Annotated in this window: 10 protein-coding genes and 1 pseudogene; 3 read left to right on the top strand and 8 right to left on the bottom strand. The window is 46.0% G+C overall.

Annotated features, from left to right (window positions below; genetic code table 11):
* Positions 1–159 (bottom strand): annotated as a pseudogene (locus tag IM477_RS01030) (IS5/IS1182 family transposase); the annotation flags it as partial.
* Between the two features lie 260 nt (positions 160–419).
* Between IM477_RS01030 and IM477_RS01025 the strand changes: the two are divergent.
* The gene (locus IM477_RS01025) at positions 420–794 is read left to right on the top strand and encodes a hypothetical protein (protein WP_072319716.1); all 375 of its coding nucleotides are present in this window, start codon (positions 420–422) and stop codon (positions 792–794) included.
* Here IM477_RS01025 and cbiB read toward each other — a convergent pair.
* The 3 genes from cbiB to IM477_RS01010 are packed head-to-tail and all read right to left on the bottom strand — an operon-like array spanning position 735 to position 2582.
* Complete coding sequence (gene cbiB / locus IM477_RS01020) at positions 735–1715, bottom strand: adenosylcobinamide-phosphate synthase CbiB (RefSeq protein WP_287730147.1); 981 nt, start codon at positions 1713–1715, stop codon at positions 735–737. The two genes, IM477_RS01025 and cbiB, sit on opposite strands and share 60 nt — an antisense overlap.
* Before the next feature lie 2 nt (positions 1716–1717).
* Positions 1718–2191: a GFA family protein gene (locus IM477_RS01015; protein WP_147070796.1), complete on the bottom strand. Its 474-nt coding sequence runs from the start codon at positions 2189–2191 to the stop codon at positions 1718–1720.
* Entirely contained in the window at positions 2139–2582 is a 444-nt protein-coding gene (locus IM477_RS01010; RefSeq protein WP_002783777.1) for an Rrf2 family transcriptional regulator, read from the bottom strand. The genes IM477_RS01015 and IM477_RS01010 overlap by 53 nt, the downstream gene beginning before the upstream one ends.
* Positions 2583–2882: 300 nt before the next feature.
* Here IM477_RS01010 and IM477_RS01005 point away from each other — a divergent pair, with 300 nt between their 5' ends.
* Complete coding sequence (locus IM477_RS01005; RefSeq protein WP_002798186.1) at positions 2883–3272, top strand: AbrB family transcriptional regulator; 390 nt, start codon at positions 2883–2885, stop codon at positions 3270–3272.
* A 268-nt stretch (positions 3273–3540) separates the two neighbouring features.
* Here the strand turns inward: IM477_RS01005 and IM477_RS01000 are convergent, their stop codons facing one another.
* Entirely contained in the window at positions 3541–3708 is a 168-nt protein-coding gene (locus IM477_RS01000; RefSeq protein WP_002757335.1) for a YqaE/Pmp3 family membrane protein, read from the bottom strand.
* Positions 3709–3816: 108 nt separating this feature from the next.
* Here IM477_RS01000 and IM477_RS00995 point away from each other — a divergent pair, with 108 nt between their 5' ends.
* Positions 3817–4182: a phage holin family protein gene (locus IM477_RS00995; RefSeq protein WP_045362149.1), complete on the top strand. Its 366-nt coding sequence runs from the start codon at positions 3817–3819 to the stop codon at positions 4180–4182.
* Positions 4183–4386: 204 nt separating this feature from the next.
* On the opposite strand, the gene eno is transcribed toward IM477_RS00995, so the two are convergent.
* The 3 genes from eno to glgX form a co-directional block, all read right to left on the bottom strand.
* Positions 4387–5685: a phosphopyruvate hydratase gene (gene eno / locus IM477_RS00990; RefSeq protein ID WP_287730142.1), complete on the bottom strand. Its 1299-nt coding sequence runs from the start codon at positions 5683–5685 to the stop codon at positions 4387–4389.
* A gap of 46 nt (positions 5686–5731) precedes the next feature.
* Positions 5732–6493: a DUF3887 domain-containing protein gene (locus IM477_RS00985; RefSeq protein ID WP_287730140.1), complete on the bottom strand. Its 762-nt coding sequence runs from the start codon at positions 6491–6493 to the stop codon at positions 5732–5734.
* 115 nt (positions 6494–6608) lie between these two features.
* On the bottom strand, positions 6609–8687 hold the full coding sequence (gene glgX, locus IM477_RS00980) for a glycogen debranching protein GlgX (RefSeq protein ID WP_287730138.1): 2079 nt from the start codon (positions 8685–8687) through the stop codon (positions 6609–6611).
* Between the last annotated feature and the right edge of the window lie 250 nt (positions 8688–8937).

The raw sequence follows: 8937 nt of genomic DNA, 5'->3' as shown, positions 1-8937 counted from the left end.
TTGTTTTCGGAAAAGCTTTTTGCGTATTCTTCTTCAAATTTTTCCCAGGGAATTAAGTTGGTCATAATAACCCAACGGTTTTCATCTGATAGTTTTCCGCTCCTCGGGCAGTTCAAATGATTCGGGTTCTGAGGGAGTTGCTGTGGAGATACGATACATCTGTACTGGACGAAAAAAGTGCTTGGCTTTTAGTGTATTTTACCTTTTTTTGGGCCTTTTTTCTCGACTTTATTGAGTCGAAACCTTTTTCCTATCGGCATTTCAGGCTTTTTCAGCAAGCCCTACTTAGTCGAAGTGGACTCGGTGAATCAAGAATCCCTCGCTTGAGCGCGACGGGAGCGTCAATAGATTTCTTTCCCCTACACTTTGAAGTGGGGAATGTGGGTTAAAATTGGCATAACTCGACCATCGCCTCGACCATGTTCTTTTTTGTCCTCGGCTTCAATCTAGGCTTAACTTTATTTAATTGCTTTCTAGTCTGGAAATTGTGGCAATTGCGGCGGATTTTAGGGCGAGTGACCAAAATTTTAAACCGGGTGGAACGACGTTTACACCACATTTTTTACCCCGCTCCGGAATATATTATCATCGCTGGGGCGAAAACCCATTATCTCAGACAAAACTATCAACGTCTCTGCGGACAGATACAGATACTGCAATCCCTATTCTTGACCTTCTCCCTGATTATCCGTTACTGGCAGCGTCAATCCCGTCAACGCCGTCGCCTCTGGTCGCTAAAATTGAGCAAAATCTCTAGCAATCAAGCAGCTGACAGCGATCGCCAGCCAAAGTAATACACAAGTACGAGTTAAATTCAAAGCCTGTTCGACGGTTTTGACGGTAATCGGGTTGAGGTTATCGCCCAATAAAGGTTTTTCCACAATCTGGCCTCGATATTGATTTTTACCCCCCAATTGCACCCCCAAAATCGCCCCATAGACGCATTCACTCCAACCAGAATTAGGACTAGGATCCCGACGGGCATCGCGCCAACAAATGCTTAAAACCCGCCCCGGCTGGCCCGAAATTAGGGCGAGAGTTAATACCGTTAAACGACAAGGTAGCCATGTCAAAACATCCTCGCTTTTGGCACTAAACCAACCCATATGGGTGTAGGGTGGCCGACGATAGCCAATCATCGAATCGAGGGTACTAGCAGCTTTATAAGCGCAAGCGAGGGGCACTGGTCCCACCCCCAGAAAAGCACCGAGAAGGGCATAAAAAAGCGGCGCGGTAACTCCATCCACACCATTTTCACTGACGGTTTCTAATAGGGCGCGGAGGATTTCTTCCCGGCCGAGATTATCTGTGTCGCGACCAACGTATAAACTTAGTTGGTAACGAGCTAAGGTGATATTTTCAGCTTGTAAAGGTGCGATGACTGTTTCGGCAGCCCTGCGTAAACTTCTACCGGCTAAACAACTAGCCAAGAGAATCATTTGTACTAGGCAACTCAGCAGCAAATTGACCTGACCTAACCATTGGATTCCTAGCCACGTTAAGACCCCGGCCAAGATAATTAAACCTAGTCCCAGAATTATGCCCGCTAAACGTTGGCAAATTTTTTCCCGCGTCCAATTAAGGATAACTTTTGTGGCAACGGCAATAATCGCCCCCATCACCTGCACTGGATGAATCCATCCCCAAGGATCGCCGACCAGATAATCTAAAACCGCCCCTAATACTAAAATGATCGCCGTTGCCGCTTCCTTCACAATTACTCCCTTTTCCCATCGATAGCCCGAATTTTCTCAATATTGTCTTCCCAGTTAGCCCCATCAAAGAACTGGATCTGAAAATCCCCTAAGACATTCCCCTCCAAACAGCGCAGGTTTATATCTATAGCGTCAGGATGGGAGCGGGGACGATAGAAAGGATGAATACCACAAACACGACAAAAATAATGTTGGGCTGTGTGGGTATTAAATGTATAGGTACTTAAAAAATCTTCACCGCTTAGGAGGGTAAATTGTGCTGAAGGAACAATCAGATGCAGAAAGCCTTTTTTCTGACAAATCGAACAATTACAGTCTAGAGCTTGATCATGCTCGATCGCCACTTGAAAACGGATCGCTCCACAGTGACAACCTCCCCCATAAATCTTTGCTTGTGTTGTTGCTGTCATAACTTCTAAACTACTAAACAATAAAGCTGGTTTCCTCTCCCCTAGCGGCGATCCAGCTACGGGCATCGTAGTATAAATCGGCTAAGGTAATCTTCCCTAGGGCCTCTTTTAATTTCTCGTGTAGGTGTTTCCAGATAGTAAATGTCACCCAATCTTCTGCCTGTTCGTCCCTGGGATGATAGCCTGATAATGGCTCGATCGTCTCTCCCACTGCCTCCAGAATTTGCCCCAACGAGATACGATTTGCCGGCCTGGCCAATTGATAACCCCCTTGCGCTCCCCGAAAGGAGCGAACTAACCCCGCTCGTCGCATTTCTATCAGCAATTTCTCTAGATAAGCAGCTGGGATATCTTGACGCAGGGCGATCGATTTTACCGATACGGGAGTTCCCCTCGGTTGTAAACTAAGATCTAGCAAGGCTTTAACACTATAGTGACCCCTCGTTGTTAGCTTCATTATCCCTCATTTTTACCTCTTGATCTCTATCCTACCCCCTGCTCTCATTGATGACAGAAAGACTAACCTCCCTTACCTCAGCATCTCGATCAACATTGATAAATTCTGTTAAGATTTCGATCGAGAGATCCCGTGTAATCAATTACAATCAATTTCCTCAAGCAAGTGATAATTTTTAGTTTATACCGTGTAAGATGAGTGTAGAGAGCAATCGTAACCCGATTGTTTCTGGTCAGGGGAAGCAATTCTCCTCGACTAGCCTTGATGACCCTAACCTTTACTTATCTGCCGCAAACTTAAATGAACAAAACTACTAATCCAGAACCCCTGACCGGCCTCGAACTAATTGAGAAAGTTAAACAGCTAGGCAACCTCAGCAAAGAGGAAAAAGCTCGGGAATGCGGCTACTATACCATGACAAAAAATGGTATTGAACGCGTTAATATGATGAAATTTCTCAATGCTTTAATCGATGCCGAGGGAATTGACTTAGATAGCAGTGCCAATGGACACGGACGAGGTGGGCGCTCGGCCAGCTACCGGATCAGTGTCCAATCCAATAATAATCTCCTAATCGGTTCGGCCTACACCAAAAAAATGGGACTCAAACCGGGAGATGAATTTGAAATTACTTTGGGGAGAAAACATATTCATCTCAAGCAAGTTGGTGCCAGCGACGACGACGAATAGCAATAATTAAGGAGAGAGCCGTTTAACTCTCTCCTTGCCATTAGATAAGCTCTTGTCCATTGAAACTGGGTATTTTATCCTCAATCAGTCTTTAAGCATCTAGATCAAAGACTCCGTTCGATATGTCCGGTTAATTTTGTCCTATTAACCGCGTGTAATATACCTCTCCAGAAATCAGGCTAGAAGCCCGATCCATCAAGCTAAAATCTTCATTATTGGAGATGTCTAATGCAGCGACTAGAAAAATTGGCATCTCCTGGGGTGCTAATTAGGAATTCTCGGCTTCTTTGGAGACAATCCAGAAAGCGTGGATAATGCCGGGGACATAACCGATTAAAGTTAAGATGATGTTAATAACAAAGGCTAAACTCAGTCCCGTGGTCAAAAATACGGCTAAGGGCGGCAAAAAAAACGCACAAACTAGGCGAAGAAACATTGCTTGTACCTCAAAAAGACTTTAGTGAATCTTAATTCTATATTAAGCTTGCTCTCCTTAAAGTTGCCATAAAATGGGGGTGATTGCGAAAAAATTAAGGAGAAATTTATGATCGGCCTTCTTTTAAATATTCTTGCCACTGCCCTTAGTTTATTAGTGGTTGATATTATCTTCCCCGGTGTTAAAGTCGATAGCTTTATTGTGGCCATGGTTGCGGGGGCCGTTATCGGTTTAGTCAACGGACTGGTTAAACCGATTCTAGGGCTGCTTTCCCTACCGATTACTATTCTCACCCTCGGTGGCTTTATCCTTGTTCTCAATGGCTTTTGTTTCTGGTTAGCCTCGATCCTCGTCCCCGGATTTGCGGTTAAGGGTTTAGTGGCTTTTATCGGTGCGCCAATCGTCCTCTCTCTGGTCAACACCCTCTTAAATAAATACTTCGCCGAAAAAGGTTCCAGCGAAGTACCACAATAGTCAGTGACCAGTTATCAGTTATCAGTACCTTTAGTGTAACACCTTTGATCCCAAAATCATACCTTTGGGCAGAAAAAGGCCAAAAATAAACACTTCGCCGAAAAGGGTTTCAGCGAAGTACCACAATAGTCAGTGACCAGTTATCAGTTATCAGTACCTTTAGTATAACACCCTTTTTCGATCACTGCAAACTTTTTTCAAATTTTAGGCCAAGAATTTTGGACCCAAACCGACTTTCGGCGCGTACACCGCCCGATCGCCCAATTCTTCTTCGATGCGTAACAAGCGATTATACTTAGCCACCCGTTCACTGCGACTGAGAGAACCAGTTTTAATCTGTCCGGCATTAGTAGCCACCGCCAGATCGGCGATCGTGGTGTCTTCCGTTTCTCCGGAACGATGACTGATGACAGAACGATAACCGTGACGGGTAGCCAGGGCGATCGTTTGTAGGGTTTCCGTCAAAGAACCGATCTGATTGAGTTTAATCAGGATCGAGTTAGCAATACCCAGATCGATCGCTTTTTGCAGACGGATGGGATTAGTCACCATCAAATCATCGCCCACCAACTGAATCCGCGCCCCCAGTTTATCGGTCAATAATTTCCAGTTATCCCAATCTTCCTCGTGTAAACCGTCTTCAATAGAAATAATCGGATAGCGATCGACTAAACTAGCCAAAAAATCCACCATTTCGGCGGGAGAATGGGCAGAACCATCGTAGATGTATTGACCATCCCGATAGAATTCACTGGCGGCCACATCCATAGCTAAAGCCACCTGCGACCCCGGTTTATAACCAGCACGTTCGATCGATTCGATCAAAATATCCAAAGCTTCCTGATTTGAAGCCAAATTAGGAGCATAACCGCCCTCATCGCCCACACCGGTCAGTAATTTGCGTTCGTGCAAGGCCTTACCCAAAGCGGCGAATACTTCCGCTCCCCAACGCAAACCTTCCTTAAAAGAATCGGCCCCGATGGGGAAGATCATAAACTCCTGAAAATCGACGTTATTATCAGCGTGAGAACCACCATTGATCACGTTCATCATCGGGACGGGTAGCACATTGGCCATCGGACCTGCGAGATAACGATAGAGAGGCAATCCCAGATCCGCCGCCGCCGCTTTGGCCGTAGCGAGAGAGACGGCCAGGATAGCATTAGCCCCTAATTCTCGTTTATTGGCCGTGCCATCGCGATCGATCATAGCTAAATCGATACTAGCTTGGTCGAAAGCATTCATCCCCTGCAAAACCGGGACAATTTTTTCGTGGACATTGCGAACCGCTTTCAGGACACCCTTACCACCGTAACGCTGGGGATCATCATCGCGCAATTCGTGGGCCTCAAAACTACCCGTAGAAGCGCCACTGGGAACCTGGGCCAAACCGAGCGCCCCCGATTCTAACAGCACTTCCGCTTCGATCGTGGGACGGCCGCGGGAATCTAGAATCTCCCTAGCTGCGATCGCTTCGATGGGAACTTCGATTTTATCTAACATAACTTATCGTCTCCAACTCAATTTACGGGGTAATTTCGGCTGATTACTAATTGCCTAAAGGGAAATCCACGTTGACAATCTGCTTTTGATCATCAAAAACGAGGATTAAAGTATCCGTCAGTTTTTCAAATTGAATCGTCACCAACACCAGAGCCACGCCGTCCGTATCCGAACCTTTTCTGACCTGAGTTCCCACGATCCGACGCACGGGGCCGGTACGCTTAAGTAAATTCTCCCAAGCGCCTTGTACTCTGGTAGGGAAAACCTCAGCTTTCAGGAAAGGGTGTAAAAAACCTCGGGCCAGGCCGTAGTCTTTATTGACCAAGGACGTGACAAAAGCATCGCCAATCTCAGAAATACTACGAAATTCGGGAAAATCGGCGGCAATTACCTGACCAGACCGGTTAAAGGTAATTACCACATCTTCAGTGAGTTTCTCAAATTCAACGGTGACAATCACCAAATTGGCATTGATAGCATCGAGTAGCTTGCTTTTGACAATGCGCTTAAACGGTCCAGTATTGTCAGTGACTTGGCTTTCCCAGACCTTTTGCAGTTTTTCGGCAGTCCAGAGGGGTTTTAGTTGGGGTGACAAAGCTGCAATAACTTTGTCGTATTGTTTAGTTCCCAACCATTCTACTAACTGCCGAGCTTGCTTTTCTTCTCGGACGGGATCACCAATAGCGATCGCATTCGGCTCTAGGTTCGCCTGTACCGGTGAAACGCTGAACGCGGTCCAAGGCAGGGAAAAGCCAATTAAACACAAAGAGAGAATCGATACCCGTTTCGCTAATGAAAGCCGCATCATTTCAGCTATTGCTCCGCAAATAAATAACGTTTTTCCACTTGACGATTGAATTGATGCCATTGTTCATTAGTTAAAGCATTCAACATCGGTCGATCGGGCAATATCTCTCCTCTTGTTATACTGGTTTAACGATTAAAACTACCGCCGAACGCGCTTGCACCCGATAGGTTTCCGATTCAATAGCGGCTGCGGCATCTAAATCACAGGCTGCCTCGGACAATTGCCAAGCAGTATCGATGACGCGATGCCATTTTTCCCCTTGTCCCAAGGGGGGTAACTGGAAGTTGAGAGATTCCCAGTAAGCGTTCAGCATAATGTGTAAATACTCGTTCGCCTTGGGATGACGCAGGGAAAAAGCTAAACTGTGGGAATCTTCCGACCAATCGGGTTTACTCAACTGTACGCCATGCCAACTGAGATGGGGTTCAAGACTGGTATAGGTGACTTCTAGCAATTTTTCCTGACGGAAAAGAGCTAATTTTTGATTAAAATCGATCAGTCTCCTTACGAAACACCAAAGATCGAACTCTTGCTCTACCGCACTCCAATCGAACCAACTTAACTGGTTATCCTGACAATAGGCGTTATTGTTGCCCTTTTGGGTGCGTCGCACTTCGTCCCCCATCAACAGCATAGGTGTTCCTTGGGAAATAAACAGGATCGTTAAGAGATTTTTTATTTGTTGCAGTCGCAGGGTTTTAATCCTCTCGTTATTGGTTTCCCCTTCTACCCCACAATTCCAGCTAAAATTATCGTTGCAACCGTCCCGATTCTCCTCGCCGTTAGCCTCGTTGTGTTTCTCGTCGTAGGAAACTAGATCGTTAAGGGTAAAGCCGTCGTGACAGGTAACAAAATTTATACTTCTATTGACATCGGTATCGGGTCTGTGGTATATGTCGGGGCTTCCTAAAATCCGCGCCGCTAATTTGCTGACTATGCCGGTATCTCCCCGGACAAAAGCGCGCACATCATCGCGAAAAGGACCATTCCACTCGGAAAACCAATCGGCAAATTCGACAAATTGACCGACACTATACAATCCTGCCGCATCCCAAGCTTCGGCGATTAATTTTGTGCCGGCTAAGACCGGATCCGATTCGATCGCCCAGATCATGTTATAACCTTTTTGCAGAATCGGTTCCCCGTCCACATTGCGCGATAATACGGCCGCTAGGTCAAAGCGAAAACCATCGACGTGCATTTCCGACACCCAATAGCGCAAACAATCGAGAATCATTTTGCCAACAATGGGATGACTGCCCTTGAGGGTGTTACCACAGCCAGTATAGTTGCTATAGAGGCTTTTATCTTCCCCGTCGAGGATGTAGTAGGTGCGATTATCGATACCTTTCAAGGAAAGAGTCGGCCCGGTTTCGTCCCCCTCGGCGGTATGATTGAAAACCACATCGAGAATCACTTCGATCCCCGCTTTGTGTAAAGCTTTCACCAGATCGCGAAATTCATTCAAAGGACCCAGGGGTGAGCGATCGCTACTGTAACCGGCATGGGGCGCAAAAAAGCCGATCGTGCTATAACCCCAATAGTTAGTTAACCCTGGCATAGCGGCAGCGGGATCAAAGTAATGAATCGGTAACAATTCCACGGCAGTAATGCCTAGGTTTTTCAAATAGGGTATTTTTTCGATTAATCCCGCAAAAGTACCTCTTTTTTCCTCGCTAACGCCGGAATTCGGGTTACGAGTAAAGCCGCCGACGTGCATTTCGTAGATAACACTGGCAGAGTAGGGAGTGCGTAGCGGTGCGTCATCTTCCCAATCGTAGCGGCCCGGATCCACTACCAGACCCCGCAAAGCTCGATGACAATTATCGCCTTTTTCGCTGGCAGCTTGTCGATCATAAATTTCCGCACCGACAATCGCTTTCGCATAGGGATCGAGAACTACTTTATCAGGATCGAAGCGATGACCCTGGGCCGGATTATCCGGACCATAGACTCGATAAGCATACACTTGACCGACTCCAATGCCGTGAACGAAAATATGCCAATAGAAAAAAGTGCGATTTTCTTGGGGATTCAGACGAATAATTTGACTAGGTTGCGGGGAATTGGCATCATCAAATAATAATAATTCTATGGCAGTGGCATACTTAGAAAATAGTGAGAAGTTGACACCATCGGCCAAGACAGTCGCACCGACGGGATGGCTTTTACCGTGATCGGTTTTTAAGGTCATTGTCAAGAGATAAGAAGTGATTAGGGGTAGTATAAGATTATTCGGCGTTGCTGAATCAAGCTATGAATGCCAAATGTGTGTCCTATCCAAAAGTTATACCAAATCCGGTTATTAAAAACTGATTAAGTAGGGAGGCACAATTATTTGTAGGATGGGTTAGCGGTAGCGTAACATAATCGGGCGTTGGGTTTCATGCTTCAACCCAACCTACGTTCATCTTATATTTAATTCCACCCACCCACTTATTTAT

The sequence above is a fragment of the Microcystis sp. M090S1 genome (assembly GCF_020246295.1).
Lineage (GTDB): Bacteria > Cyanobacteriota > Cyanobacteriia > Cyanobacteriales > Microcystaceae > Microcystis > Microcystis aeruginosa.
This window is presented reverse-complemented; position numbering and strand designations above follow the sequence as displayed.

Excerpts from the sequence above, each read along its gene's own strand:
- glgX (WP_287730138.1), bottom strand. The coding sequence starts at position 8,687 with ATGACCTTAAAAACCGATCACGGTAAAAGCCATCCCGTCGGTGCGACT.
- IM477_RS01005 (WP_002798186.1), top strand. The coding sequence starts at position 2,883 with ATGAACAAAACTACTAATCCAGAACCCCTGACCGGCCTCGAACTAATT.
- IM477_RS00995 (WP_045362149.1), top strand. The coding sequence starts at position 3,817 with ATGATCGGCCTTCTTTTAAATATTCTTGCCACTGCCCTTAGTTTATTA.
- eno (WP_287730142.1), bottom strand. The coding sequence starts at position 5,685 with ATGTTAGATAAAATCGAAGTTCCCATCGAAGCGATCGCAGCTAGGGAG.
- IM477_RS01000 (WP_002757335.1), bottom strand. The coding sequence starts at position 3,708 with ATGTTTCTTCGCCTAGTTTGTGCGTTTTTTTTGCCGCCCTTAGCCGTA.
- IM477_RS01025 (WP_072319716.1), top strand. The coding sequence starts at position 420 with ATGTTCTTTTTTGTCCTCGGCTTCAATCTAGGCTTAACTTTATTTAAT.
- IM477_RS01015 (WP_147070796.1), bottom strand. The coding sequence starts at position 2,191 with ATGCCCGTAGCTGGATCGCCGCTAGGGGAGAGGAAACCAGCTTTATTG.
- IM477_RS01010 (WP_002783777.1), bottom strand. The coding sequence starts at position 2,582 with ATGAAGCTAACAACGAGGGGTCACTATAGTGTTAAAGCCTTGCTAGAT.
- IM477_RS00985 (WP_287730140.1), bottom strand. The coding sequence starts at position 6,493 with ATGATGCGGCTTTCATTAGCGAAACGGGTATCGATTCTCTCTTTGTGT.